Annotated in this window: 29 protein-coding genes and 1 pseudogene; 9 read left to right on the top strand and 21 right to left on the bottom strand. The window is 48.3% G+C overall.

What is annotated here, in order from left to right:
• Nucleotides 1-112: 112 nt before the first annotated feature.
• Entirely contained in the window at nucleotides 113-2,086 is a 1,974-nt protein-coding gene (locus tag BLS58_RS10705) for a penicillin-binding transpeptidase domain-containing protein (RefSeq protein ID WP_090398757.1), read from the bottom strand.
• Between the two features lie 156 nt (nucleotides 2,087-2,242).
• Here BLS58_RS10705 and BLS58_RS10710 point away from each other — a divergent pair, with 156 nt between their 5' ends.
• Entirely contained in the window at nucleotides 2,243-3,151 is a 909-nt protein-coding gene (locus tag BLS58_RS10710) for a nuclease-related domain-containing protein (protein WP_090398759.1), read from the top strand.
• Nucleotides 3,152-3,548: 397 nt separating this feature from the next.
• Here the strand turns inward: BLS58_RS10710 and BLS58_RS10715 are convergent, their stop codons facing one another.
• Together BLS58_RS10715 and BLS58_RS10720 are read right to left on the bottom strand one after the other, a co-directional pair.
• The gene (locus BLS58_RS10715; protein WP_090398761.1) at nucleotides 3,549-4,664 is read right to left on the bottom strand and encodes an NAD(P)/FAD-dependent oxidoreductase; all 1,116 of its coding nucleotides are present in this window, start codon (nucleotides 4,662-4,664) and stop codon (nucleotides 3,549-3,551) included.
• Nucleotides 4,665-4,679: 15 nt separating this feature from the next.
• Entirely contained in the window at nucleotides 4,680-5,486 is an 807-nt protein-coding gene (locus BLS58_RS10720) for a histidinol-phosphatase (protein ID WP_090398763.1), read from the bottom strand.
• Nucleotides 5,487-5,725: 239 nt separating this feature from the next.
• Between BLS58_RS10720 and murB the strand changes: the two genes are divergently transcribed.
• Together murB and BLS58_RS10730 are read left to right on the top strand one after the other, a co-directional pair.
• Nucleotides 5,726-6,637 (top strand): UDP-N-acetylmuramate dehydrogenase, encoded by a 912-nt coding sequence (gene murB / locus BLS58_RS10725; protein WP_090398765.1) that lies wholly within the window; start codon nucleotides 5,726-5,728, stop codon nucleotides 6,635-6,637.
• Between the two features lie 49 nt (nucleotides 6,638-6,686).
• Nucleotides 6,687-7,100: a CBS domain-containing protein gene (locus BLS58_RS10730; protein WP_090398767.1), complete on the top strand. Its 414-nt coding sequence runs from the start codon at nucleotides 6,687-6,689 to the stop codon at nucleotides 7,098-7,100.
• A gap of 42 nt (nucleotides 7,101-7,142) precedes the next feature.
• Here the strand turns inward: BLS58_RS10730 and BLS58_RS10735 are convergent, their stop codons facing one another.
• The 4 genes from BLS58_RS10735 to BLS58_RS10750 are packed head-to-tail and all read right to left on the bottom strand — an operon-like array spanning nucleotide 7,143 to nucleotide 9,798.
• Complete coding sequence (locus BLS58_RS10735) at nucleotides 7,143-7,985, bottom strand: sulfurtransferase (RefSeq protein ID WP_342705637.1); 843 nt, start codon at nucleotides 7,983-7,985, stop codon at nucleotides 7,143-7,145.
• A gap of 15 nt (nucleotides 7,986-8,000) precedes the next feature.
• Nucleotides 8,001-8,840 carry a 1,4-dihydroxy-6-naphtoate synthase gene (locus tag BLS58_RS10740; protein WP_090398770.1) on the bottom strand — a complete coding sequence of 280 codons (840 nt, stop codon included), beginning with the start codon at nucleotides 8,838-8,840 and terminating at the stop codon, nucleotides 8,001-8,003.
• Entirely contained in the window at nucleotides 8,837-9,481 is a 645-nt protein-coding gene (locus BLS58_RS10745) for a futalosine hydrolase (protein ID WP_090398772.1), read from the bottom strand. The genes BLS58_RS10740 and BLS58_RS10745 overlap by 4 nt, the downstream gene beginning before the upstream one ends.
• Nucleotides 9,481-9,798, bottom strand: coding sequence for a hypothetical protein (locus BLS58_RS10750; protein WP_245723140.1), 318 nt, complete (start codon nucleotides 9,796-9,798; stop codon nucleotides 9,481-9,483). Before BLS58_RS10750 ends, BLS58_RS10745 begins: the two co-directional genes overlap by 1 nt.
• Before the next feature lie 306 nt (nucleotides 9,799-10,104).
• Between BLS58_RS10750 and BLS58_RS10755 the strand changes: the two genes are divergently transcribed.
• Complete coding sequence (locus BLS58_RS10755; RefSeq protein ID WP_090398774.1) at nucleotides 10,105-11,349, top strand: dicarboxylate/amino acid:cation symporter; 1,245 nt, start codon at nucleotides 10,105-10,107, stop codon at nucleotides 11,347-11,349.
• A 158-nt stretch (nucleotides 11,350-11,507) separates the two neighbouring features.
• Entirely contained in the window at nucleotides 11,508-13,058 is a 1,551-nt protein-coding gene (locus BLS58_RS10760) for a Na+/H+ antiporter NhaC family protein (protein ID WP_090398776.1), read from the top strand.
• Between the two features lie 55 nt (nucleotides 13,059-13,113).
• Here BLS58_RS10760 and BLS58_RS10765 read toward each other — a convergent pair whose 3' ends face one another.
• On the bottom strand, nucleotides 13,114-14,235 hold the full coding sequence (locus tag BLS58_RS10765; protein ID WP_090398779.1) for an oxidoreductase: 1,122 nt from the start codon (nucleotides 14,233-14,235) through the stop codon (nucleotides 13,114-13,116).
• Nucleotides 14,236-14,290: 55 nt separating this feature from the next.
• Nucleotides 14,291-15,502, bottom strand: coding sequence for an MFS transporter (locus BLS58_RS10770; protein WP_090398781.1), 1,212 nt, complete (start codon nucleotides 15,500-15,502; stop codon nucleotides 14,291-14,293).
• Between the two features lie 70 nt (nucleotides 15,503-15,572).
• On the opposite strand from BLS58_RS10770, the gene BLS58_RS10775 reads away from it, so the two are divergent.
• Nucleotides 15,573-16,235: a TVP38/TMEM64 family protein gene (locus tag BLS58_RS10775; RefSeq protein ID WP_090398783.1), complete on the top strand. Its 663-nt coding sequence runs from the start codon at nucleotides 15,573-15,575 to the stop codon at nucleotides 16,233-16,235.
• On the opposite strand, the gene BLS58_RS10780 is transcribed toward BLS58_RS10775, so the two are convergent.
• From BLS58_RS10780 to BLS58_RS10790, 3 genes are all read right to left on the bottom strand, one after another.
• Entirely contained in the window at nucleotides 16,147-16,644 is a 498-nt protein-coding gene (locus tag BLS58_RS10780) for a VanZ family protein (RefSeq protein WP_090398785.1), read from the bottom strand. The genes BLS58_RS10775 and BLS58_RS10780 overlap by 89 nt on opposite strands.
• A gap of 98 nt (nucleotides 16,645-16,742) precedes the next feature.
• A complete protein-coding gene (locus tag BLS58_RS10785) occupies nucleotides 16,743-17,162 on the bottom strand; it encodes an RDD family protein (protein ID WP_090398787.1) in 420 nt (139 codons plus the stop codon).
• Between the two features lie 45 nt (nucleotides 17,163-17,207).
• A complete protein-coding gene (locus BLS58_RS10790) occupies nucleotides 17,208-18,446 on the bottom strand; it encodes a hemolysin family protein (protein ID WP_090398822.1) in 1,239 nt (412 codons plus the stop codon).
• Nucleotides 18,447-18,622: 176 nt separating this feature from the next.
• On the opposite strand from BLS58_RS10790, the gene BLS58_RS10795 reads away from it, so the two are divergent.
• Nucleotides 18,623-19,975: an alanine/glycine:cation symporter family protein gene (locus tag BLS58_RS10795; protein WP_090398789.1), complete on the top strand. Its 1,353-nt coding sequence runs from the start codon at nucleotides 18,623-18,625 to the stop codon at nucleotides 19,973-19,975.
• A 43-nt stretch (nucleotides 19,976-20,018) separates the two neighbouring features.
• Here the strand turns inward: BLS58_RS10795 and BLS58_RS10800 are convergent, their stop codons facing one another.
• A complete protein-coding gene (locus BLS58_RS10800) occupies nucleotides 20,019-20,756 on the bottom strand; it encodes a sulfite exporter TauE/SafE family protein (RefSeq protein ID WP_090398791.1) in 738 nt (245 codons plus the stop codon).
• A gap of 97 nt (nucleotides 20,757-20,853) precedes the next feature.
• On the opposite strand from BLS58_RS10800, the gene BLS58_RS10805 reads away from it, so the two are divergent.
• Nucleotides 20,854-21,615: an NRDE family protein gene (locus BLS58_RS10805; protein ID WP_090398792.1), complete on the top strand. Its 762-nt coding sequence runs from the start codon at nucleotides 20,854-20,856 to the stop codon at nucleotides 21,613-21,615.
• A gap of 53 nt (nucleotides 21,616-21,668) precedes the next feature.
• Here BLS58_RS10805 and BLS58_RS10810 read toward each other — a convergent pair whose 3' ends face one another.
• The 8 genes from BLS58_RS10810 to BLS58_RS10840 form a co-directional block, all read right to left on the bottom strand.
• The gene (locus BLS58_RS10810; protein WP_090398794.1) at nucleotides 21,669-22,559 is read right to left on the bottom strand and encodes a manganese catalase family protein; all 891 of its coding nucleotides are present in this window, start codon (nucleotides 22,557-22,559) and stop codon (nucleotides 21,669-21,671) included.
• Nucleotides 22,560-22,624: 65 nt separating this feature from the next.
• The gene (locus BLS58_RS10815) at nucleotides 22,625-22,855 is read right to left on the bottom strand and encodes a YuzF family protein (RefSeq protein ID WP_090398796.1); all 231 of its coding nucleotides are present in this window, start codon (nucleotides 22,853-22,855) and stop codon (nucleotides 22,625-22,627) included.
• Nucleotides 22,856-22,919: 64 nt separating this feature from the next.
• Nucleotides 22,920-23,645, bottom strand: coding sequence for a 3-ketoacyl-ACP reductase (locus BLS58_RS10820; protein ID WP_090398798.1), 726 nt, complete (start codon nucleotides 23,643-23,645; stop codon nucleotides 22,920-22,922).
• A 2-nt stretch (nucleotides 23,646-23,647) separates the two neighbouring features.
• Nucleotides 23,648-24,019: a DMT family transporter gene (locus BLS58_RS10825; protein WP_090398800.1), complete on the bottom strand. Its 372-nt coding sequence runs from the start codon at nucleotides 24,017-24,019 to the stop codon at nucleotides 23,648-23,650.
• Nucleotides 24,020-24,031: 12 nt separating this feature from the next.
• Nucleotides 24,032-24,340, bottom strand: a complete 309-nt coding sequence (locus BLS58_RS10830) for a DMT family transporter (RefSeq protein ID WP_090398802.1) — start codon at nucleotides 24,338-24,340, stop codon at nucleotides 24,032-24,034.
• Between the two features lie 54 nt (nucleotides 24,341-24,394).
• Complete coding sequence (locus BLS58_RS10835) at nucleotides 24,395-24,919, bottom strand: TetR/AcrR family transcriptional regulator (protein WP_176764714.1); 525 nt, start codon at nucleotides 24,917-24,919, stop codon at nucleotides 24,395-24,397.
• Nucleotides 24,920-25,088: 169 nt separating this feature from the next.
• On the bottom strand, nucleotides 25,089-25,262 hold the full coding sequence (locus BLS58_RS17560; RefSeq protein WP_176764715.1) for a hypothetical protein: 174 nt from the start codon (nucleotides 25,260-25,262) through the stop codon (nucleotides 25,089-25,091).
• Nucleotides 25,250-26,116, bottom strand: a complete 867-nt coding sequence (locus tag BLS58_RS10840) for an NAD(P)-dependent oxidoreductase (protein ID WP_090398806.1) — start codon at nucleotides 26,114-26,116, stop codon at nucleotides 25,250-25,252. Before BLS58_RS10840 ends, BLS58_RS17560 begins: the two co-directional genes overlap by 13 nt.
• Nucleotides 26,117-26,311: 195 nt before the next feature.
• On the opposite strand from BLS58_RS10840, the pseudogene BLS58_RS17845 reads away from it, so the two are divergent.
• A pseudogene (locus tag BLS58_RS17845) lies at nucleotides 26,312-26,516 on the top strand (IS4 family transposase); the annotation flags it as partial.

Genomic DNA, 26,516 nt, shown 5'->3' on the forward strand with positions numbered 1-26,516 from the left:
CTTTACCCACAGAACAGCCAAATGATCCACAGTTTGGCTGTTCACAAGTGCAGCGTTGTTGGCAGTGGATAGGGGCGATTTATCCCCAACGTGCACAATTTTATTTTCCACATCACTCAAACAAATGCTTTACTTTTTCCACAGTATATGCACTGCCGCCACGGTCAGCGACATCTTCGATCATCATGGAAACGAGCAGGCCTTCGTCTTCATAATCATATGCCACGAACCAGCCATTTTGTAAGTCCTCTGTGTTTTCATCTTCCTGGGAAGTCTTCAGCTCCGCTGTCCCTGTTTTCCCGGCAATCGTGATATCATCCATGACCGGTTCATATGCAGAGCCTTGGTCATCTTCAACAACGCCGCGCAACCCTTCGGTAATGATGTCAATATCTTCAGATGGCGTTACCGACTCGTGCCAAATCTCCGGGGATTCATCCTCAACTTCCAGCGTCGGCGCTAACATATCCCCATCATTCAGGAATGGTGTGAATGCTGCGGCCAAATGAAGCGGAGACATCAGCATTTCCCCTTGGCCGTAACCGGTATCGGCGAGCAGCATATCCTCATCCAGGCCATTGTCGGCGAGCTCGGATTCACTGACCGGGAATTCATACGGTACATTTTCTTCAAACCCAAAATGTTGCATGCCCTCCGCAAAGTCACTGCTGCCCGTATCAAGCGCAGCTTGTGCAAAATAAATGTTGTCGGACGTTATCAATGCATCCTCCAGATCAACTTCCGTTAATCGATCGGATACGCGCGTCACTTCGTATTCACCCCAACTGTCATCCGGTTGCCAACTTTCGCCTTCAATATTTTTTACTTCTTCAGCATCCAGGCTATCATCCTCCAGAGCAATCGAAGCCGTCAGCGGCTTGATCGTAGAACCGGGAGAGTACAGATTGTTAAAATTTGCCGAAAAAGGCGATTCCGGATCTTCATTGGCTTCCTCGAACGCTCCTTCCGGCCAGCCAAACACAAAATGATTCGGATCATACGTCGGGGTACTCACCAGACCAATGGTTTCACCCGTTTCAGGGTGCAGGGCTACACCGGCCCCGGAGTCGCCGTCCATCTCCGAAAACATGCTCTCCTGAAAATCAGCGTCAATGGTTGTCACCACATCCTCGCCGTCTTCGACTTCTTTTTCGGCAATCACTTCTTCACTTTCCGGAATGATAATCTCCCAGCCGGTAGATCCCCGCAACGTCTCTTCATAAACATTTTCCAGGCCACTGCTTCCTACAACGGAACCAGCGTCGTATTCATCCGACGGCAATTCCTCTAAATCGTCGGCATTCACTTCACGAATATAACCCGTGATGTGGGCAGCTTCTTCAGCAAGCGGATAATAGCGCGATGTGGATTCCTGAATCATCACGCCGTCACTTTCCAGAAGCGCTTCGACGGTGTCACCCTCGCCTGGCTGAAGCTTGGTTACAGGTACAAACGTTTCGTCCCCAACCCAGTCAGCTTCAAGTTCAGTTTCGATGTCCTCTTCGGATACGTCTGTAATCTCGGATACCTCTTCAACGGTATCTTCGTCCATTTCACCGGGCACGAGCCCGACTTCATCCACGGACGTATTGACAGCAAGACCGTCTTCATCCTGATCGAGAATTTCCCCGCGCTCAGGTTCTTCAGATATCACTTCTACGGTATCCCCATCCTCAAGTTCCGGAAAAATAAACGACGAATCCCAGTTTATTTTCCACATATCGCCATCCTCGGTCTCTTCTTCAACGAAATCGGCTTCACCGTCAAAAGCAACCTCCCCCGCGACGGTTTGCATGGAAACTTCATACGGACGGGGCGCTTCTTCCTCCTCTTCCTCTTCGGGAATGGCGGTTGTTGTAACGCTTAGATCCTCGGCTTCAACGCTTTCATAAATCGTTTCATAACGTTCCACAAATGTTTCCTGATCTATGTCATCCTGCGTCTCTTCCGAAATATATGTATACATTTGTGCAAAATCCCGTTCATTCCACGCATCCACAAATTCGTCCATCACTTCATCCGGCGTCGGCTCCTGTGAGCAAGCCGCCAGACTCACGAAAAGAAAAGGCAGTAGATATTTTTTCATCCGGATCGATCTCTCCTATGTTCATTACATTTTGCATGCTACCATTGTATCAGAAAAAGAAAGCCAAAATATACCGATATTTGCAATTATGTGATAAATATTGTACTTAAGTTGGATATCTGTGCTATACTGACAAAAAACGAAAGGAAGTGGGCGATGAGAAAAATTAAAGAACGCGAGCCGTCTGCCGAATTGAAAATTTTGCGATTGTTGCATCCGCGTATGCAGCTCCCCGACCGGCAATATTATTTGCATCTTGAAAAGGGGTATGCCGGTGAGTTACAGATGGACGCCTGGATTGAGCAAGGGCTTGTCAACGATTGCCTTGTCGTCAACGATCTGTTGCTCGAACACAAGCGAAAGGTTTTTCAAATTGATTCGCTCCTTATTTTTCAAGAAATGATTCATGTCTTTGATTCCAAAAATTTTGAAGGCGATTTCTATGTTGACGCTAATACATGGTCCTCGCTCGCGGGTCGTGAAATAAATAACCCGTTATATCAGATGGAAAGAGCCAAATCCCTCTTGCGTCAATTGCTCCAACGGCGTCTTGGCATAAACCTCCCGATCGAATCCTTCCTTATTTTTATCAACCCCGAGTTTACACTCTACAATGCCCAACCGAAATTACCCGCGGTTTTCCACAGCCAACTTAAACCATTTATGAAAAAATTAAACAATATTGACTCGAAACTTAATCGGGGCGATGAAAAGCTGGCTGAGCAGTTGGTTGCGCTGCATTCAGACGAGCCACCTAATATCGAGAAGCCGAAGTACAGCTTTGAGCAATTGAAAAAAGGTGTTGTTTGCGGTGACTGTGGATCTTTTATGCTTGAAAAGGGACGATCATGGGTGTGTGGAGGCTGTGGGCACAAAGAAAATGCTCAAGCCGCGATCATCCGGAGTGCGGAAGCATTCAAACTCCTTTTTCCCGACAGAAAAATCACGAGCAACACGATCTGTGAATGGTGCGCGGTAGAAGGTGATCGGAAAAAAGTTGTAAGAGCGCTCACCAATCATTTCAAACGCGTAGGAGATGGGCCAGCTTCATATTATGCTGATTGATATCGAAGTACAATAGCATGATTTCAGTATTACATCTCGATATCATCCCTCAAAAGGAGATCGAACTAGCTCGTGGGGGATGATTTGCTTGATTTCATACCCCAAAAGCCGGGCGGACTGGTCCGTGAGGGATGATTTCCTTGATTTCATCCCCCAAAACCCGAGCGGACTCGCCCGTGAGGGATGATTCACTTGATTTCATACCCAAAGACCGAATCGGATAGACCGCGGGGGATGATTCACTTGATTTCATACCCCAAAACCCAAACCGACTACCCCGCGGGGGATGATTCCCCTGACTCCATACCCCAAAGCCCGGGCGGAACTCACTCAGAGGGTCAAGACGCACGATGCCATACCCCAAAACCCGGGCTGAACCAAACCGACGACAAAACTTTTACCTTTCAAACCGCAGCGGGTCGTAAGGAGAAAGATCCATCTCGCCATCCTTACCGAGAATGGCGTCGCTCATGCACTTACCGACGTAGGGCCCCATCGTTAAGCCTGAAGGCCCGAGGCCATTGGCAACGCTTAAGCCTTCAACCCCCTTTATGCTTCCCATTAAAGGGACATCATCAGGGCCAACGGGGCGAAAGCCGATACGGGTTTCGTGCACTTTACTTTCTGCTAATCCGGGTGCAACCGAAAGCGCGCTTTCCAGCACCTCTTGAATGCCGGCCGCCGTCGGGCGGTAATCAAAACCTACGCCATCTTCACGCGACGCGCCGACCACCACGCGCGAATCATTGAAGGCCAGCATGTAATAACTCGTTCTCGGGAGCACCACCGGCCAGTCGGATGTATCGGCTTCCGCCAACTGCAAATGAATAATTTGGCCACGTTGCGGTTCAATGGGAAGGGAAATTCCGATAGGCGTGAGAATGTCTGCCGTCCAGGCGCCTACAGCAACGAAGACATGATCCGCTTCATATACGGTCTCATTTATGTATACGCCACTCACTCGATCTCCATCTTTTTTCAACCGTGCTTCGCCTCGAATGATTTCAGCTCCTTGTTTTTCAGCACCGCGCAGGAGGGCGTCCCTTAATTGCTGCCCGTCTACGCGTGCTGCTCCGGAGAGATGCACGGCGTCCAAATGAGCCCCTAGTGGCGGAAAAAGATCTCTCGCCCCAACGTTTGTCATGCGCGTGATCTCTCCTACTTCCGGTGAAGTCTGCCGGGCGTCATGGGCTTGTTTTTCAATCTTGTCAAGTTCTGCCGTGTCCTCACTCACCGCGAGCGCGCCCACGCGCTTGAATCCCCAGTCATTTTCCCCATCTGCCTGTAACAGCTCGACCAACGTTCCATAATAATGGGCGCCGCCGCGAGCCATTTCATACCAGGGCTGATTGTCTTTTCGCTCCGAAATCCAGGGGCAAACAATCCCTGCCCCCGCCGCGGTGGCCTGCCCTTCGTCGTGCCTATCCACAAGCGTTACATGAGCCCCTTCGAGGGCGAGATGATATGCAGTGCTCGCCCCCACGATTCCTCCGCCTACAACGATCACGTTCATTTTTGGCCTCCTCTTTTATAACGCTACGCTCACTGGCTTTTTCTCCCGAAATAACCACCATTCCGTAAAGCCGATATCCTTAAGTTTTGCCCTTACGGCTTCCAGATCATCGCCCACTCTCCGGGGGTGATGCGCATCTGATCCCATCGTAACCGGAACACCGTAAAAACAGGCGCGTTCCAGTATGTCCTCGGAAGGATACCAGCCTCCACAGGCCTTCATTTTTCCGGATGTATTCACCTCAATCGCTACTTGCTCCTCGGCAATGGTCTGCAGCGCGTTCTCAACTTTATTCGTCTGAATATCCGTGATTTCCGGACAGAATCCCTTAATCGCGTCAATATGGCCGAGCACTTGATAATCCCCAGATCGTGCTGAGGCGGCAATCAGATCAAAATACGCTTCTTTTACTTTGAAAAGATCTTCGTCGTCAGCGCCTTTCCAACGATCTCGATCGAAAATATTTCGGCCAAACGTGTAGTGCACCGAGCCGATGACGTAATCCAACGGATATTTTTGTAGTTGCCTTCTATATGACGCCACACCCTCCGGCAAAAAGTCAGCTTCAACACCGAGCAGGACCTCGATCCTGTCGGCGTACTTTTCTTTTAGCCGTAAAACGTCTTTCACATAGGCCGGAAATTCCCGCTTTTCCATTGCAATTCCCGGATCCGCTTGTTCTTTGTCACTATGAAAAAACGGAGAATGGTCGGAGATCCCTATAGCATCCAGCCCTTGATCCAAGGCGGCAAGTACATAATCTTCGACCTCTCCCACCGCGTGTCCGCACCGTTCATGATGGGTATGCAAATCGAATCTCATTTTCAGTGTTCTCCAATCCTAAGTATCATTTTCATTTTACACCCGGGGTTGCAGAAGCTCAAGCTGGGCGACACTGAAGGTACATGATTCAATTGGCTCACCTCATATCCGGAAACGACATAAATTATTTAAAGCAACCATGCTTTCTTTTCTTTCAAAAACGATGTAGGCTTGCTATGATATAAAGGAGGCTTACGATTAAGCATGAACGGATTGAACAGCCAAAAGGGTGAACGACTATGAGCGAAGATAAAATATATGAAGCGTTAACAGATTCATTACCGGACGAATGTATCCGCAGGAATGAACCCCTTGATAAGTATACACACACGAAAACGGGGGGGAGAGCGGATTATCTCGTTTTGCCGTATACGTATGAAGAAGCGAGCGCCGTGACCGCTCTCGCCTATGAATGGGATATCCCCCTTACCATGCTGGGTAACGGATCGAACTTAATCATACGGGATGGCGGTATTCGGGGGATAGTGCTCCATTTTTCCCATTTAAGCAAAATAACCGTCGACGACGATACCATCATTGCCCAAAGCGGCTCTGCCATTATCGATGTTTCGAGAACAGCCTTGTCTCGCTCACTTACGGGCATGGAATTCGCCTGTGGCATTCCCGGGTCGGTAGGCGGTGCGCTCGTTATGAACGCGGGCGCCTATGGCGGAGAAGTCTCACAAGTGCTCGTGAACGCGACGCTTTTAACCCCATCCGGAGAGATTGTGACGCTTAAAAATGAAGATCTGGAGCTTTCCTACCGCAGCAGTATCATTTCGAAAAAGGACTATATCGCTCTGGAAGCGGTCTTCGAACTTAAACCCGGCCAATATGAGGCGATTAAAGCAAAAATGGATGAGTTAACGTATTTGCGCGAATCCAAGCAACCGTTGGAATTTCCGTCATGCGGCAGTGTGTTCAAACGACCGCCTGATCATTTTGCCGGCAAACTCATTCAGGACAGCGGCCTGCAAAAAACGCGCATCGGCGGGGCCGAGGTGTCGGGGAAACATGCGGGATTCATCGTTAATGTTGACGGCGCAACGGCAACGGATTATTTGTCCTTGATTCGCCACGTGCAAAAAACGGTTAAAAGCAAATTCGATGTCGATCTGCACACAGAAGTGAAAATCATCGGAGAAGATTGATAACCATTGGATGTGATTTAATCAGCGAGAGGAAGAGGGGGATTAACGATTGAACATCGGTTTTTTTCTGTTGCCAAAACAAGAAGTAAAATATTTAAGCCCAGACGCGACGGTACGACAAGCCCTTGAAAAAATGCGACACCACAGCTATACGGCAGCTCCGCTCGTCAATGAGGACGGCAGGTATGCCGGGACGGTCACCGAAGGAGACCTTTTGTGGCAATTGGTGGATCATAAAGAGCCCGGATACGAAAAAGCGCTGAACAGTAGGCTTAAGGATATTACACTGCGCGTGGAAAACGTCCCCATTTTCATTCACGCCCAGATGGAAGATTTGATCGCGTTGTCCGCTGATCAGAACTTCATCCCGGTCACCGATGATGCCGAATACTTTATCGGGATCGTGCGGCGCCGGGATATTATTAAACATTGCTCTTCGCTTCTTTTTGACGGGCAAGAATAAATTCATAAAGATGATACATCTCAAGGTCTTCCTGTATGTTCATCACGTGTCTCCTTTTGAAACAGGATTATCATCATAGGAAGACCAATCGCTCCAACTTCCGGGATACAGCTTGACGTTTTCGATACCCGCCTGTTTTAAAGCAATGATATTCGCCGTTGCCGATACACCGGAGCCGCAATAAACGATCACGGTATCTTTTTCGCGCAATGAACGGAAGCGATCGACGAGCGCGTCGGTCGATTTCCACTTGCCGTCCGCGCCAATATTGTCCTTCCAAAACCAATTTTCTGCGCCCGGGATGTGTCCGGCTTTTGTATCCACCGGTTCATGTTCTCCGCGAAAACGTTCCGTTGCTCGGGCATCGATCAAAGCAACGTTATCCTTATCTTTTAATGTTTTCACCTCGTCCATGGCAACCCTCATTTCCGGCTGCACTAACGGCTCGAACTGGCCTTGAGCCGGGCGGGGGATTTCCGTACTTGTCGGATAGCCCTGGTTTTCCCAGTCAGTGTAGTTGGCATCAAGCAATGACACTTGCGGATGACCGGCATATCGAAGTAACCACCACAAGCGTCCGGCCATTGATCCGTGTTGATCATCGTAGACGACTACTTGCTTGGCATGTTCAATCCCCGCGGCTTTCACGGCGTCCGTAAAATGATTCAAGGCCGGTAACGGATGCCTCCCCCCATGGGTCGTCGCGGTACCTGACAGATCTTTTTTTAAATCAAAAAAGACAGCCCCCGGGATATGGCCTCGTTCATAAGCTCTCCAGCCAGCCTCCGGATCATTGAGTTGATAACGACAGTCAGCAATCACAACATCGGAATCCTCGAGATGATCGTATAGCCATTCTTTCGTTACAAAATGGTCAATGTTCATTCGTTTCCCCTTCCTTTAATCACGTAACTTATGCAAATGGGTATCAGGCACGAGACCATCGTTCGCGGCCCGGTACAGGAATGTCTCAATCGCCTCGTACCCTTCTTCGCCAAGTTCTTTCGTAAATTCGTTGACGTATAGATTGATATGGCTTTGAGCGACATCATCATCCATTTCCTGGGCGTGTTCGCGTACGTAATCTTTTGAGGCTTGCGGGTTTTCCCAGGCATAATCGATGGATTGCTTGATCCAGCCGGTGAGGGCTTCCTGCTCAATGGAGCGACGGGCAATGATCGCCCCCAGCGGAATGGCATGGCCCGTATCTTTTTCCCACCAGTCACCGAGGTCGACGAGTTTATGCAAACCATAATTTTGATAAGTAAAGCGCGCCTCGTGAATGACAAGACCGGCGTCAACGTCCCCTTTTTGCACGGCAGGCATAATGTCGTGGAATGGCATCACAACGATCTCGCCGATGTCTCCCTCTACCTGTTGAGCGGCCCAGAGCCGAAACAGTATATAAGCGGTGGATCGCTCGCTCGGTACAGCCACACGTTTCCCTCGCAAATACGCTGGGTGATGTTCCTCGTCTGCCGTTAAAACGAGAGGGCCGCAGCCACGGCCAAGGGCTCCTCCGCAAGACAGAAGCGCGTAATCATTCAATACCCATGGTAAAGCTGCAAAAGAAATTTTCATTACGTCGTGTTGGTTGGGATCACTCTCTATCGCCAGATGATTTGTGACATCGATATCTGCATACGTGACGTCGAAAGAAGGCGCACCCTCAATCAATCCGTGGGTAAGGGCGTGAAAAACAAATGTATCATTCGGACATGGGGAATACGCTATTTTCATGCGAAAACCTCCTTGATCGCCGCACCCGCTGGCTCAAGCGAGGCGAGCGCTTCCTTGATGTTCCAGTTTTCCTTGTCTCTGGGGCCGGTGAGATTTGAAATCGACCTGATTTCTAACACTGGTAGATTCTGTTCGGCAGCCGCAGTCGCTACGCCAAAGCCTTCCATGGCTTCTGCACAGGCATCTGGGTATCTATGTATCAGCGCGTGTGCGGTATCATCTGTTCCCGTCACCATTGAGAGGGTCAGAATAGCCCCGGTATGTACACGCTGATTCTTTTCGATTAATCGGGAGGACAATCGTTGTACAGATGAGTCATCAGCCGTGATCACGTTTGTTCCAAATCCAAGTTCGTCGATGGGAATAAATGATTGTGATGATTCCGCCCCTAGTTCAGCGGCAATGAGACGGTCACTAATGACGATATCGCCGATAGCTGCCCTGTTTTTAAAGCCGCCCCCGATCCCGACGCTCACCACCATACGGTACTCGTCTTTCGGTAAGGCGAAAGCTGTTCGCGCTGCTGCCTGGGCAGGACCTACGCCGGCGATGGCGACATCGATGCCTGACGTCTCACCGATCCCGCGTTCAACAGCTTCTTTTTCTGCTTCTACCGCGGTCATGATCAGTATTTTTGCCATTAAATTCTCTCCTCACATCTTCCAGTCGCGTCTCCAAGACACAGGGGGGCGAAGACCTGCTTGCCTAAGCGCGACATAGTACTGCCCTTGGTGGATCCCTTCGTGTTGAACGTATCGGAAGTTTTATCGCCGGGAAATGTCACGCTGCCTGTCTCTAAGCTTTCTTTGTACACATTTCGCACTCGAATCATATGCAGGAACAATTCGCGCAACGTACCCAGTTCAGTGATAAGCGGCTCCTCCCAATAAGCATCAGGGACCTCTTCCGCCAATGCATTCGTCATCCCTGCCGCATATAGATAACCGGCTGCTTCCATATCATTCGCCCCGTTTCATATCTCTCCCATTCTTTATAACATGTTCAAGGCAAAAAGTAGAGGAAAAGGGATTGTTCCACTTTATGACCCCTCAAAAGCGCTCCTCTTTTATTTCAATCACAAATGGGTTCTACAAGCTTGGTATTTCACATATTTACTAGGGAGACGTTATTTAGACTTGTCGCCTATTTTAGCCTATTGTAAGATGGTACTATGGTCAGCGGAAGGAACGGAGGGATAAAACAAGGAAATATGGAAGCGCCTTATTTTTTTATAATTCAATCATTTTAAAAAGGGGAGTTATATGTGCGAATTTCTTTAGTTTACCAAATTTTGATCGCATTCATTCTCGCTATCATAGCTGGCGCTATATTCGGTGAAGCCATATTCGTTGTCGAACCCCTCGGCGAGCTCTTTTTACGGCTGATTCAATTCGTCATCGTGCCGCTTGTGCTGGCCTCGCTCATCGTCGGGGTTACAAGCCTGGGTTCCGGAAAACAAATGCTCCGGCTCGGCGGGAAAACGGTTGGATATTTTCTAGTTACCTCTTTTCTGGCGGTTGGTATTGGCCTGTCTATGGGCTTTTTGTTCAACCCCGGTGAGGTAGCCGATATAGATCCACCGACCGAAGAAGAAGCGGAAGAGGAATTGGAAGACACCGAAGAACAAGACGATGATGTCGTTGACGTGATCTTAAGCATCGTCCCTGAAAACCCGATCGAGGGAATGGCTGAAGCGGATATCCTGCAAGTCATCTTTTTCGCATTGGCCCTGGGGATCGGCATCCTGCTCGTCGGTGAACGCGCGGAACCTGTGAAGAACTTCTTTGAAAGCCTGGCCGAGGTGATGTTTAAAATTACCGGCGGCATCATGAAAGTCGCTCCCATTGGCGTTTTTGGTATTTTGGCACCGGTGGTCGGAGAACATGGTTTAGCCGTTTTAATGCCACTGCTGGTCGTCATTGCTGCCCTTGCCGTTGGTTGTTTGATCCACATTCTGGTCGTTTATGGAAGTGCCGTGAAATTTCTTGGAAAGATTTCACCATTGAAGTTTTTCAAGGGAATGTCCCCCGCGTTCATGTTTGCTTTCTCAGCGGCAAGTAGCGCGGCTACCATCCCGCTCTCCATGAAAAATGTGCAAGAGAATGTCGGTGTCTCCAACAACACGAGCAGTTTTGTTATCCCTCTCGGCGCGACCATTAACATGGACGGAACCGCTCTTTATAACGGTGTCGCGGTCCTGTTTATCGCCCAGTTTTACGGGGTTCAGCTCTCGTTTTTAGAAATCGTTACCGTAATGGTTGTGGCAACACTTGCCGCTATCGGTACAGCCGGCGTGCCCGGAGCAGGGCTGATTATGCTGACCATCACCCTCACTGCAGTCGGTTTGCCACTCGAAGGTGTTGCCTTGGTTGCTGCGATTGATCGTATCCTCGATATGATCCGAACCGGTACGAACATTCTTGGTGACAGTGCATGTTCCGTTTATATCGAGCGTTCGGAACACAAGGATAAAGCTTTCCAGGCGGATAAGAATGCACCTTCTGCTTAATGGAGAGCGCTCTACGCGCCGGCCCTGGTCGCCGGCGTGTTTTTGGTTCCGGAGAATAAATATTAAAAACTTGCAGGTTTTTCACCCTTAAGTGTCGTATATTACAATAGGGTGGACTTAAATAATGTATAACTTAAAAAAGAAAGGGGCATGTATGCATGGAATTCGGTATTTTAACCTTGCTGCCGCCGTTGCTGGCGATCGCTCTTGCGATTATTACGCGTAATGTCATTCCTTCCTTATTTGCCGGCGTCTGGATCGGGGCAACGATGCTGGCAGACTGGAATCCGTTGATGGGCTTCTATGTTACGTTTCAGGACTTTATCATTCCTGTCATTGGCGATGAGTGGAACGCCACCGTACTCGTTTATGTTGCGTTGTTCGGTGTCCTGATCGCATTTTTCCAGCGAACCGGGGGCGCTGAAGCTTTAGCCACATTTATTTCCGAAAAAGTAAAAAGCCGTCGGGGAGCACAGGGATCGACCGGAGGCGTAGGTATCCTTTTATTCATTGATGATTATTTTAACGCGTTAACAGCAGGGAGTGTCATGCGGGCTGTAACCGACCGAATGAAAGTGTCACGGGAAAAACTCGCCTATATCGTTGACTCTACCTCCGCGCCCACGGCTCTGCTCGTTCCCGTTTCTACCTGGGTCGTGTTTGTCATGGGGTTAATCGGCGCCCAATTTGCGGAACTGGGCATTTCTCAATCGGAATATTTCGCCTATTTGACGACGATTCCGTTTAACTTTTACGCGATTTTTGCTGTTCTTTTTGTCTTCGTTATCATTTATTTAAAGCTTGATTATGGCCCGATGGCAAAAGCGGAATCCCGTACAATGACGACGGGAAACGTTCAACGTGACGGCGCGCAACCGCCATCTGCAGATGAAATTACCCAAGCGGAACCGATGACCTCCAAGCCAAAATTAATGAATTTACTCGTTCCATTAATCGTCCTGGTGGCTATGATTCCGCCGTTATTTTTATGGACGGGAGGTTATCCGGGAAATGACTTTGTCGTTGCCATCGGTGAAGCGGACGGGGCCATCTCCATTCTTTTGGCCGCTTTTACGGCAGGCATTGTCGGCTTGATCATGGGAATCTCCCAAAAACTGTTTTCTTTCAAGGAAGCGATATCGATTTACATGAGCGGCATTAAAGGGATGGTCCTCGTGTTTATGATCTTAATCCTCGCCTGGTCGATTGGGGAGGTCGCTGCCGTCGTCGGCACCGATGAATATGTGAGCACTCTCGCTGAGCAGTTCTTTACGCCCGCGATTATACCGGCCCTGATCTTTATCATATCCGGGGTTGTGGCGTTTACAACCGGAACGTCTTACGGTACTTTCGCCATCATGATTCCGATCGCAATGCCGATTGCCGCTTCCCTGGACATCTCGATGCCATTAGCGATTGCCGCAGTTCTCAGTGGCGGGATCTTTGGAGATCATTGTTCTCCTATTTCCGACACAACCGTGCTTTCATCTGCCGGAGCATCATGTGACTTAGTCGATCACGTCAATACCCAACTTCCCTACGCACTCACCGCGGGGGGAAGCGGAATTATCGCCTTTGTAATAGCCGGATATACAGAATCTATTTGGCTGTCGCTCGGAGTAGGCATTGTCGTCCTGATTATATTGGCATATGTGTTGAACCGCTTGTTCGGACGGAAGGTGCCGGAAGAACCGGAGACGAACGCGTAAAAAGAAGTTAACTCCCGCTTCTATAGTTGAAGCGGGAGCATTTCTTCCTTCACACCTATTGATTTTCCATCATCTCTTTATCAAGCTCATGATCTTTCACGTATGCTTTCGGCTTCATGATGCTACCGGCATCGAATTCATCCAACGGCTCATCCTCCAAAACGCGATTCGGCGTATCCGGATTGGCCAGCGCTTGTCTGGCGATCGCGACGAAATCGCAATGACCGGCAGAAATGAGGCTCGCTGCTTTCTCCGGTTCACTAAGACTGCCACAAGCAATAATCGGTTTGCCGGAAAATGTCTTTGCCGCTTCCGACATCGTCATCGTACCTTCTCCAAAGCCAGGAGTAGTCGCATCATCATCGGAGAGGTGGATATAATCCACGTCCGTTTCTCCCAAAGTCGAGAAAATGACTTCTGCGTCTTGTTCCCCACCTGGCCACTTATACGTCCCGTTCGTCGCTTTCATCTGCGAAATGCGAATGCCGAGCAGCATTTGCTCACCGACCGCTTCGCGTACATCCTCAATCAATTCCACAATTAAACGCAAACGGTTTTCGATGGACCCGCCGTATTCGTCCTCCCGTTGATTAATATTCTCCGATAAAAACTGATCGAGGAGATAGCCGTTCGCGCCGTGAAGCTCAATCCCGTCAAAACCGGCTGCCTGGGCATAGCGCGCGGAGCTCACAAACCCGTCTTTTACATCCTCGATTTCATCTTTCGTCAATGCCTTCGCAACCGGAAACTCACCTTGCCCGCCGTACACTTCAACCTTGTTACTCGGCGGTTGGAAGGGCGATGGCGCAACACTCGTATCACTATAGTCATTCCCCTGTGATTGCCCGCCGGCATGCATCAACTGCACGATCATTTTTGCGCCGTGGGCCTGTACATCCCGCACGATCGGCTCCCAGGCGTTTGCGTGTTTCTCGGTCGCCAGTCCGGCCTGGTTTTCATAGCCTTGGCTGTAGGCGGTATCCGGATACGTCCCCTCCGTCATCACCGCGGCAAATCCGCCTTTGGCAAAACGCTCATAATATTGGTGCACCCGTGTGTTAGGTGTGCCATCGGGTTCAGAGCTTACCCGCGTCATCGGTCCGACGATATAACGATTTTTTAGAATATGGTTGCTGATGTGTTCCTGGTCAAACAATGTATCCTCATATCGCTGCATTCCTATCACCTTACTTAATTTTTCACCTGACGTCTATTCCTTTTTATCCTGCTCATTAAACGTCACGAAATGCCTTTGCCTTGAAAAAAATGAAGAACGCAAGTAACAGTCCGGCCATTCCCAATCCGAATAGTACTATTTGCACCGGGATCCCCGCGGCTACGAAACCGGCAACGATGCCGTAAGCAATTGGATCAAATCCGTTCATGGCGAGAAAAATTATACTCATGACCCTGCCCATGATCCGGTTTTCCGTTTTCTCCTGGGCGACTGTAAAAAAGGGAATATACACGAAAACCATGGCAAATCCGATAAAAAATAACAGCGCCGTTAACCACGAAAGAGATGGAACCAGACTGAAGATGATAAATAGAAGTAAAGACGCCAGCAATCCATAAATCGTCACCGCCCCGCGACGTTTTCTTATCGTATAGACGCTTAAAAGAAAACTGCCGAGTAGCATGCCGATCCCCAAACTGGCCTCCATGTAACTTAAATTCATCGGAGTGCCTTCATGCACGTCGACGAGCAACGGTATGGCTACATGCAGCGCGCCAAACACGAAAAAATTCAGAGCGATCAAGACGATGAGCCCCGTAAGCAAAAAGTTCGAACGGCGAACGTACCCCATTCCTTCTTTTAAATCTTGCCAGGGACTTTGCGGCACGCGCTCTTCCACCGGCGCTTCCTTCAGAAAGGGCGGAAAGATAAAAAAGGCCGATAGAAAAACGAGGATGGTCGCCGTCAAAAAACTGGCGGGCACGCCGAGTGATTCCATCGTTAACCCTGCGAGTATCGGCCCGATGATAAAAGAAATCTGGTCAGCACCCTGGAAAATGGCGTTCGCCCTTTGCAATTGTCTTTTCGGAACGACTTTCGGAATCAGGGAAACACTTGCCGGACCGAAAAAAGCATCCAGCATTCCGAAGATACCGGCCAGTACCAGTAATACAAACAACGTCAAATGGTCATTCGCGACGAACAAATACATGCTGAATAAAAGACAAGCCTGCACCAAGTTCGTCGTGAACATAATCGTCGTTTTTTTATACTTATCAGCGACAACACCGCCGAACATCATCATCACAAGGCGGGGGATGGTCGCTGCCATTAATACAAGGCCGACGGCGGCCGCTGAATCCATCTCACTGATGGCATACCAGGAGACCGTCGTCAAAAACATGCTAAAGCCGACAACAGCGAAGATGCCGGCAATCAAGAGCAAAATAAATATGCGGTTGCGCAATAGCGGTTTTGATTCGTACACTCCGTTTTCCTACCCTCTCATTTTTGCATTTGATAGAATGTTGAAAGACAGATCCCCATGAGGTGAATCCATGTATCGAAAAATTTTTGTGTTCCTGTTTCTCGCTTTACTGGCGGGGACGGTCTTTATATATGGCGAAAACATTGCGTTATGGATCGATGACCACGGTACGGAATCGATTGTGGTAACTTCCGTGTTGGCCACACTTATGTCTCTATTCCCGGTCATTCCGTACCCGATTATCGGCGGGATCATAGGAGCCATCTACGGATCTTATCTTGGCAGCCTCGTGACCTGGATCGGTTCCTCCATGGCTTCCATCATTATGTTTGCCTTCGTTCGTTTCGGCTATCAGGATTGGGGGTTAAAAATCCTCGGCAAATACGGAGTCATTGCCAAAGTGACCATGCTGTTTGAACGCAATGCCTTTATGACCATCTTTTTGACGAGACTTATCCCTATCGTTCCATCCATTATTGTGAACATTTACTCGGCGCTCAGCCGTGTCAGGTTCTGGAATTATACCATCGCTTCCTCGGTCGGAAAAATCCCGTCGATGATCCTCTTTGCAACGGTTGGAAGCACCATCGTACGCAATCCTGCCGACTTACTCTACGTCGGATTATATTATGGCACCTTCTTACTCATCGTCTACGGCTGTTACCGCTTGTGGAATCGCTATGTCGCCAGGGAGAAAACGCAGGTGGCGGATCAATCACGACACGATTTTTAAAGAAAAAATATATCACGGCTCCGATGGATACGCCGCCAACGTTTAATAATAGATCATCAATATCAGCGACCCGAAGGGTAAAGGTAAATTGGTAAAGTTCGATCAATAACGATAAAGCGGCCCCCGCGAGCGTTACCTTCACAATCGTCCGCAATGAGCGAAACAACATGGGCAAATATACGCCCAACGGGACGAATAAGATAACATTGCCGATTAACATTTTCAAGGGATCCCAGAAGGTGGGGCTAAAAACGCCAATCCGGTAAATGCTGCGAAACGGGATGAGATTATAATTTCGCCCTCCGGGCCCATCGGGTCCGAGCGAGGCTCCGTAGTTCCAGGCGAGTGTCGTAATATAGAGAAGCCCGGCCATATACAGGCCAAACAGCGACCATGCGAAGAATTTCATCTTGTGCACACCTTCCGTCACCGGCGTCCATAAAGTGTATGCACAAGCTTTCCGCCTTCATGACGACGGAAAAAGACGACCCTCCAATGGTCGTCTTTTTAGGATGAAGGTTTGTTATGCGTCACGTACGTACCGGCGATGAAATCATGGATCGCCCGTTTGTCCTGGCGCAAAGTGACCATGAATATAGACACGATAATAGCGATACCGAACGTGAACCCATACACGAGGCCGGCGACGAATTCACGCATCACCATCGTCCCAAAGCTGACATCCGAATGATCTTTTTTTACTACGCGAATGCCAACAATGCGTTTCCCGACCGTATAACCGAACCAGAGGGCCGGCACGACAATGACATAAGCAAGGGCAAGCAATCCTTCACCCAGTTGCACGGCTTGACTCTGGGGATCAAGTCCCAGCGATAGCCCTATCGTTACGACAGCGCCTATTAACAGCCCATCTAAAAGAATGGCTACCAAACGAATCCAAAATCCGCCAACATTAGACACGATCAATCACCTCCCCCTCTCCTTTCCCGATTTTACTAGGGCGGAAACTTTTCACTCTTCGGCCTCCGCCATTTTCTCAATCTCAACTCTTTTCAACGTGGCATCTTCGACCGTCAATATCGTAAATCGAAGATTCTCATATGCAAACGAATCCCCTTCCATCGGAATATATTCAAGCTCGTTTAAAATAAAAGCAGCGAGCACATCTTCTTTTTCGGGAATTTCCGTACCAAAAACCGTGTTCAATCGTCTGAGCGTAATTTTCCCGTTACAAATCATCCGATTGTCCGTCAAGCTTTCGATTAAGTCTTCATTGCCCAAATCCGTCTCATCTTCGATTTCCTGCCCGATCATCGCTTCAATGATGTCTTCATGACTTAACAGACCGACCGTGCCCCCGTATTCATCAAGGACGATCGCCACGTGCTTTTGTTCCTTTGACATCAGACGAAACACTTGTTCAATGGAATGGAATTCATTGACGAATAACGGGGACATGTCAGAGATTTGCGTCAGCTCCTGATCCAGGTCAACGGACCAATAGATAAGCCCTTTTGAATGAAAAACGCCGATAATTGAGTCCATATCATCCCGGTAAATCGGATAACGGGTAAACCGATTGCCGAGGATAATGTCGCGCGCTTCTTCATATGAAGCGTCATAGGGAATGCCGACGATTTCGACCCGCGGCGTTTTCAGGGCATCGCGAACATTAAGGTTGTAAAAATCGAGAACACCCTTGATGCGCTGTCCTTCTTCACTCGCAAAGGTTCCTTCCGTGTGGGCGATATCAACCATCGTCCGCAGTTCCTCTTTGGAAATCGAAGATTCCTGTTCTTCGTCTTTCGATAACCCTTTAATGACGGCTCCTGTTAATTTGGACAATAGATAGATAAACGGCTTTAAAAGCCATAAAACAAAGCGAATCACAGGAAACACAATGTAAGTCATACGATCAGGGAATGTGGCGGCAACGGACTTTGGTATCACCTCAGCGAAAACAATCAACGTGATGGTTAATATAGCCGTGGCGACGCCAACATTAAAACCATATTCAATCGCCATCATCGTCACAAGGGTCGGCAAAATCACATTCACCACATTATTACTGATCAGGATACCGGTGATAAACATATCCGGCTGGGACAATGTTTGCAGGAGCTTTACTGATTTACGATCATGATTGTCGGCTTTCGTTTGTACCTTCGTTCGATTCGCGGCTGTCATGGCCGTCTCACTTCCGGAAAAAAAGGCAGATGCGCACAAACATAACGCGATAGCTATGCCTATAAACACGTTTTCAACTCCTATGGAAAAAAGGGATCAGATTGTACTCCAACTATACAAAAGAAACGAGAAAACGACAAATGAGTGATTCCTTATTACCCTGAAAATTTATCACATTCTATTCACATTTATTTAAATCTAGTATAAGATTAGTACAATACATACAAAGGGGGCTTAACATGCTGGAATGGTTCGAAAGCATAACAGGTGACATCAGTGATTTTGTCTGGGGCTTGCCATTGATCATTTTACTCGTAGGTACAGGTGTATACTTAACGGTTCGCCTAGCGTTCTACTCCTTTCGAATGTTGCCTTACGCATTAAAAATTTCTTTTTCAAAATCGGATAAAACATCCAAGGGAGACATCAGTCATTTTCAGGCGCTGATGACGTCTCTGGCCGCAACAGTCGGAACGGGAAATGTCGTTGGCGTTGCCACCGCCGTCGTCGCCGGAGGACCCGGCGCCGTCTTTTGGATGTGGATTACGGCCCTTGTCGGGATGGCCACCAAGTATTCCGAGGCAATTCTCGGCGTCAAATATCGCCAGGAAAATGCCCGGGGAGAAATGTCCGGCGGTCCGATGTATTACATTGAGAAAGGACTTGGGCAAAAATGGCTGGCTGTTCTTTTTGCGATTTTTGCAGTATTTGCGGCCATCTTCGGCATTGGAAACATGATTCAGGCGAACGCGGCTGCGGACGTGGCCAATGACGTTTTTAATGTGCCGTTATGGGCCACCGGTGTCGTATTTATGATTCTCATCGGCCTGGTCATCATCGGTGGCATTAAGAGCATCGGGCGCGTGGTCGCCTTTATCGTCCCGTTTATGGTCGTTGTTTACCTCGTTGCCGGCGTTCTTCTGATTATTTTCAATGCGGACGCTGTTGGCGGCGCATTTGGTTTAATCTTTACGGATGCCTTTACAGGACAAGCCGTTGCCGGCGGTGCCATTGGTACGGTGATTCAAATGGGGGTAGCCCGCGGGCTCTTTTCCAACGAAGCCGGCCTCGGTACCGGCGGGATTGCCGCAGCCGCTGCGAAGACGGACGTCCCGGCCCGTCAGGCTTTGATTTCCATGACGCAAGTGTTCATTGACACGATCATCGTTTGTACAGTGACAGGTCTCGCCCTTGTCATGGCTGATATGTACATGCGCGATATCGAAGGCGCGGCTCTTACCGCACAATCCTTTGATGCGCTGCTTCCGGCCTACGGCAATGTTGTCGTCGCGGTAACGTTACTGTTCTTTATCTACTCGACGATTCTCGGCTGGGCGTATTTCGGCGAAAAGTGTTTCACATACCTTGCCGGCACCAATTTCACACTCGTCTACCGCATCGTCTTCGTTTTGGCTATTTTTCCCGGGGCAACGTTATCGCTCGATACCGTCTGGAATCTCGGGGATATCTTTAACGGCTTAATGGCGATTCCGAACCTCATCGGGCTATTACTCTTATCAGGCGTTGTCGTCAGGGAAACGAAACGGTTTAATGAAATACGGGCTTATGAAAAAGGGAAAACGAGTATGTAACGTGAAACGCCTCGATCGAGACCAGATCGAGGCGTTTTTCCAGCTAAGAGAATAGAATTAAATTCAGCGCGGCGATCAACACGAGCGCCATCGCGATCATTCGGATCAAGTGGGTCGGTAATTTTTCAAACCATCTCATTCCCAATTGCGCGCCTATGATCACCGCGAAAATACCGGCGAGGAAGTAAAGCGGAAACGACGGTTCGAAGTCTCCATTGATGCCGTGGAGGAGCAGCGAAAATAAACACGTGATCACCGTGACGATTTGCACATTCGCCGTATACCGATGCTTATCGTCTTTGTATAACAACAGACAATAGACGACGAGAAACGTGCCCCCAACCGCAAATAAACCTCCAAAAAATCCATTTAAGAGGCCCAGAACAATCGGCAGCAGATGGTGACTTTTTTTCACATTCAAATCTCTTTTGGTACTAAAATATAAATATACGACGAGCGCGATCAGAAAATAACCAAGCCACGTTTGCATAAATGCCATTTCTCCATACGTCGATAACACAAAAAACGAGCCAATACGCCCTATAAAAGAAACAGCAATAAAAACGAGTAATCCCTTGAAATTGATATATTTATAATGCCTTACGAGAATCGTTAACGCGGTGGCTGCTATGAAGGATAAAACGAGCAATGTGCTCTCCTGGATGGTAAGAATCAAGGGTAGAAAACCCATCGCCACCAGGCCAAGCCCAAACCCGCTCGCACCTTGCACAAAAGCGCCAATCATAACAATCACAAAAACCAAAAGCAATTCCCAAAACATCTATATCCGTCCTACTGGTAGACTTATTCGACGATCTCTATTCTATCATATATGATGTAGATATCGGACCTTGTAATAAAAAGGAGACGTCACTCATATGTGCCTTATCAATTTCCGTTGGCAAGATCATTCCGAGTATAAAATCATTATCGCTGCAAATAGAGATGAATTTTACGAGCGCCCCACCGCGCCTGCGCATTTCTGGGAAGACGCTCCGGAATTATTGGCAGGACGGGATCTTTTGCAACACGGGACATGGCTCGGCATCACGACACAAGGCAAATTCGCAGCCTTAACCAATTTTCGCGATCCGCAGCAAAGGAACCCCGACAAAATCTCCCGGGGGGCCATCATTAAAGACTATTTAACAGCGGATACATCGCCCCGCGACTATATGCAATCGCTGCAAAATAAAAAGGACGATTATGCCGGTTTTAATTTAATTGCCGGAAGGCCCGATGAACTTTTTCATTATAACAACGTTCATGATGAGTTAAGTAAAATAAGCCCCGGCACTCACGGAGTGAGTAATGATTCATTGAACACACCGTGGCCAAAGGTCGAAAAAGGCAAACATTTATTGAATGTTCATACACAAACAAATGACGTTGAAACAGAGAACCTCTTCCACATGCTTTCCGACACGGAGCAAGCGGCGGATGAATCATTGCCGTCTACAGGCGTCAGTCTGGATCTGGAGAGAAAATTGTCCCCACTGTTTATAAAAACAGGTGATTATGGCACACGTGCTTCTACCGTGCTGCTCATCGACAAACAAAACCAGGTCACATTTGTGGAACGGAGTTTTGACAGAGGCGAGTTTGCGGGTGAGGAGTTCTTTTCGTTCCAGGTCGATTAGTATGGGAACAAAATGAAAAAATAACCCGCCCCTTTCAAGAGACGGGATTCCCGCTACAAATTCTCTTTGAGTCGTTTCAGAATCCGTTCATAGTCATCTTTGTCGAGACCGGGGGCGAACATTTCCGTTTTTTCTTCTAAATCAGGGACGGGCGCGCCTTCGGGCATGCCATGAATCACATGTAAAGGTTCACCTGTTTCCGGATTTTCCCCTTTCCAAATCTGGTCAATATTACTGTAATCGGATTCGCCCCACGTATAGAGGACGTTAAAAAGCCCCTGATCCATATATTTTCTGGCCCGATCAAAAGCATAATTATCCGGCCGTGGCACGGGGAGCATTTTTCCGACATCTACACCAGTAGCTACTTCAATCGCTTTTGCATACGCGATGATATGCGTTCCGCCCCTGACGAGTAAGTATCCACACAACTCCCGGGCCGTGGGATTCGTCGTCATTTCATACACACGCATCTTGTGATGGCGGGCGCCGATCTCCAGAAAATAATTGTGAAGCAAATCCTCAACTAAAGCCCCGCTTCCGTGGACATATCCTCCTTCCCAAGGTCTTCCCATACCATCAGCCGGCAGAGACGTTTGGGCTGTTGTCGTAAAATGATAGGAATAACGAGCATCTTTTCCGATTTGCAATGGGGCTGTATCCGGGTCCCCGGGATTCGTCGTACCATGAGACATAAGGTTGATCGCGGTGGATACGAGTTCCACGTGACCGAATTCTTCAGCCGTGATGCTCGCAATGAGATTATAAAAGGGGAGAAACTTCTTTTTGCCGCGAAAATTGAAGGATTGAAACATATAATTGTTGAGCGTCGACATTTCACCAAATTCCCCGCCCAGGAGATCCTGAACCGCGGCAGCCCCATTAATATCCCCATGTTCAGGCCTTGGCAAGTCAATCACGAGTTTGTTCACACGCTTCATCATCAGTCGATTCCCCCGATCAAATGTGGTCATCATTTGATGATTATGAAAGGGGAAATAAAATTATTCTATTCATGATGCTTCTTGTCGTCTTCATCCCGATAAAACCAGATGATTTGCGCTACCCTGACAGAAAATAACCGTCCTCCCATTTCCACCATGATATGATCAGGCTGAACACTTTCCAATTTTCCCCGTAACGTTCCGCGTGTCGTTTGAATCCCGATCATTTCGCCTTCGAGCTCTAACAAACCTTGGTATACAAAAGGGTCGCTAAGCGTCCATTCGATATGGCTCATTTTCGTCCCACTCCCTTAATATTATCATGGTTAGCCTATGCAAAAGCAGAAAGTGGGTGTTAGTCTACTTCGGGTTCGTCGCCCAAAGTTCGGTGTTTTTCACGAACATGCGCGGGTGGAGTTTCAATTGTGATACAACCACATCAGCCAAGTCTTCCGCCTGCATAAAATGCTCGTTGTCTTCACTGCCGTCACTCAAGTTATTTTCGGCGGTGAAGTCGGTAATCACTTTGCTTGGTGTGATGGCCTGCACGCGGATATTTTCTCTTCGCATTTCTCGCATTAATGATTCCGTGAGCCCATGCAACGCGAATTTCGTGGCGCTATACGCACTGGAGCCTTCGGTTCCGCGAACACCTGACGTTGAAGAAATATTCACGATGTCTCCGGCTTGGCGCTCGATCATGTCCGGAAGAACGGCCTGTGTCACATGATAAACACCCATCACATTGACCTCCCAAACATATCGCCAATCATCTTCACTGAGATCCATAAAGCGGCCGTACTTGCCGATGCCGGCATTATTAATCAAAATATCCACCGATCCAAGTCCGTCTTTGATCTGCTTGATGGCTGCCTGCACCGCGTCCCTATCGGAAACATCCGCTTGGGCGCTCACAGCCTTCACCTCGTACCTTTTCAGTTCTTCTGCCACATTTTCAACGTTCGCACTCGTTCTCCCTACGAGACCGACATGCACACCTTCCTCGGCAAGCTTATGCGCAAGCGCACGGCCAATGCCACGTCCCGCGCCGGTAATTAATGCTGTTTTTCCTGTTAGTGATTGCATAGTTAAAACTCCTTCTCTACTTGTAAGCCTTGATTTGTTTCTTTTTCATTTAAAAATAAACTCATCGCCCATACGCCTGCGATGATAAAAATGAGGCCTGTAATTCGAACGGGACCAAACGCTTCATCAAAAACGATGACTCCTATAAGGGCTACAATACCGGTACCGGCCCCGACCCAAATCGCATAGGCAATCGCCAAAGGAATGTAGACCAATGCTTTTGACAGAAAATAGATCGCTCCCAGCATACCGATAAAAACAAGTGCTGTATTCCACGTATTGGTGAATCCGGCTGCCAACTTTACATTTGTCGTCGCGATGACTTCAAAGACGATGGCAATGATGAGCCAGACGATCCCTATTTTTCTTCCCATAACGCCCCCTCCTTAAACATTCAAAAGAACAACCCCGGCGATAATGACTCCCATCGAGATCACCACTTTTTTGTTTAGTTGCTCATTAAAAACGAGCACACCCACGAAAGCCGTCAAAATCACACCGATTCCGCTCCATGTCGCATACGTGACGCCAACGGGAAGTTCCAGCATAACCACCGACAGCAAATAAAACGTGATCAAATAAATGACGACACCCACCGTCGCCGGGCCCCATCGTTGAAAGCCGCTGGATTTTTTTAACGCTGCATCTCCAACCGATGCAAGCACAATGGCGACCATTAGCAGAACATAGATCATCGGCGCCCACCTCCTTTAACCGTCCAGACGGTCAGTGTAGTAAAAAAAGGAGTCTTAACTCCCGCGTTCCATCAGCTCCTTTACAACGTTAAGCACGTGTTCCCGATCTTCATTGCCGGCCGGATGGATCTCGAACAAATTTTCAAACCATAATCCGCTTGTAATCAAACGGATGATGACGGCCGCTTCCTCCGTATTTTCCTCCCGTAAACGTCGCATCCATTCGGTATATTGTTGTTGCATGGAAGCCAACAATTCACGATCATCGGCAATCGCCACGATCGCGCTTTTATCCATCGTCGAAATGTCGTCACCTTGATCGATATCATTTAGCGTTGATAATACATAACTGAGGGAAAAATCATTTTCGTTTTCATATGCAGCAATGGATTCGTTTGAACGCTTGAACACATAGTGCACCATACCTTCCAGAAGCGCCTGCTTGCTCGGAAAATGATACAGTAAACCCCCTTTGCTGATGTCGGCTTCCTCGGCAACCTGTTCAAGTGTGACTTGACCAATGCCTACATGGGAGACGATCTTTGCTGCAGCTTTTAAAATGTCTTCTCGCTTTGCCATCATTATCATCTCTTTTCCTACTCGTTATTTTACCGTCTGGACAGTCAGTTTGTCAAAATAAAGAAAACTTGGCTTATCGCCAAGCCTGGCGAAAGCCTTAGTTGCACTTATGCATGATAAGAAAGTTACTTTCTTATCTCTAAAAAAAGATGCCCCTTGGAGCACCTTTTTAATTTCCGCTCATAAAGATTCGCCAGAACGCCATAATCAAGACAATCTGCGACACGATGAGCGTCACGATCCAAAGCATATGCCCATATACGGCAAAGATTCCGGCCCCCATGGCCAGGACGATCGCTAAACCGAACATGCCGAGCGCTTTTTTGTCTTTTAATTTTGCCATAATTTATAGATCGACTGGGTGCCGCTATTTTCTTCGCCCTGCTCGAGGAGTTTATCATAAAGTGACTTGACGAGCTCAACCCCGGGAAGCCCTTCTTCCATCTGTTCGGATTCTTCTATGGCGATCTCCATGTCCTTGATGAAATGCTTGACATAAAAACCGGGGGCGAAATCTTCATTTAACATACGTGGAGCGAGATTTTGCAGCGTCCAGCTTCCGCCTGCTCCCGTCGATATACTTTTTAATACTTTTTCCTGATCGAGGCCGGCTTCCTTGGCGTAACCCATCGCTTCGGCCGCCCCGATCATGCTCGCGGCCACTGCGATTTGATTACACATTTTCGTATGTTGCCCATTGCCGGCCTCTCCTAAGTATTGAATATTTTCACCCATCGTTTCGAACAACGGTAGACACCGTTCATATGCCTCCTGATCACCGCCGATCATAATCACAAGTTTCTTGTTGCGCGCGCCGACATCGCCACCGGAAACAGGGGCATCAAGGGCTGAGCCTGCTTTTTCCTTCGCCGCTGCGGCGATTTTTTTCGCGAGCGATGGTTTGGAGGTCGTCATGTCTATCAACGTGGCTCCTTTTTTCATGTGAGCCAATAGACCATCCTCGGAAAAATAAACATCTTCTACATCGCGCGGATAGCCGATCATCGTAATGACGATATCCGCTTCTGATGCGAGCTCTCCTACAGAATCCTTCCAGGTGGCGCCGTTCGCCAAGAGATCGTCAGCCTTTGATTTCGTCCGTGTATAGACGAGCACCTGATAGCCATCGTCCATAATATGTTGCGCCATGCTTTTTCCCATTACGCCTACGCCAATAAATCCTACCGTCTCTTTCATGAAGATCCCTCCCTTTTTTCTATATACCTATCATATCATAACTGAATATTTTTATACTCGAGTTTCGCACCTTGATAAACCAAGAAAAAATGGCCTTTGAATCCGCATAAAATCCATAAAAAACCCGCATGAACACAGGGCTTTTGGTATAATTAAGGTACCAATCCAAATCATGCCAAAAGGACGTGTTATCACATGCGGGGAAAAACCAAAGAGATTGAAAAAGTAATTCAAACTCATGGATTTTCAATTGATTCTATTGTAAGGGATGTTATGAAATCGTTCAACTTCCGCTCCCTTTGTCATAAGGTTGGATTCAAGAAACAGCAAGGATATCCCGTCACCGACATCATCACGTTAATGTTGGTGTTTCCGCTAATGCTTTTAAACAGCATCAATG

It is taken from the genome of Natribacillus halophilus (genome assembly GCF_900100185.1).
In the GTDB taxonomy this organism is placed as follows: Bacteria; Bacillota; Bacilli; order Bacillales; family Marinococcaceae; genus Natribacillus; species Natribacillus halophilus.